Source organism: Bartonella sp. AA1HLJMS, assembly GCF_042197445.1.
Taxonomy (GTDB): domain Bacteria; phylum Pseudomonadota; class Alphaproteobacteria; order Rhizobiales; family Rhizobiaceae; genus Bartonella.
The window spans coordinates 1-518 of the sequence record NZ_JBHIRW010000316.1; the positions used below are offsets into that span (position 1 = coordinate 1).

Below are 518 nucleotides of genomic sequence, written 5' to 3' on the forward strand. Positions count from 1 at the left end.
TTTAATATGGGATAGGGAGTGTTCTTTGCATTGTCGTTTTCGCTTTTTTGTCCTATCGAATAAGGAGGGTTACCAAAGATAACTTTGATATTTAGTTTCTTTTGATGCTCTAAATATTCACTGTTTTCTTTAAATAATTTTTGCAACAAACTCTTCTCTTCAATCATTTGAAACGTATCAGTCAGACCAATATGCTTAAAAGGAATATAATCACCTTTCATAAGACCATGATAAGTTGCTTCAATATTAATGGCTGCTATGTAATAGGCTAGCAAGACAATCTCATTTGCATGGATATCATAACGGTATTTATATTCCATATCCTCGGGTTTGATGAGATCTGATTGTAATAGCCTTGTGATAAAGGTACCCGTTCCAGTGAAAGGGTCAAGAATAGAAACACCACGTGCCCCCAAGCTTTTGCCAAACTCATTGCGTAAAACATCATCAACAGAATGAATGATAAAATCAACAACCTCAATGGGAGTATAAACAATGCCTAATTTTTCTACTGTACG

At 34.7% G+C, this 518-nt stretch carries 1 protein-coding gene; it reads right to left on the reverse strand.

The window, feature by feature from the left end:
- Positions 1 to 518, reverse strand: a 518-nt coding sequence (locus tag ACFIQE_RS11400) for an N-6 DNA methylase (protein ID WP_375707801.1), incomplete at both ends; no start/stop codon positions are given.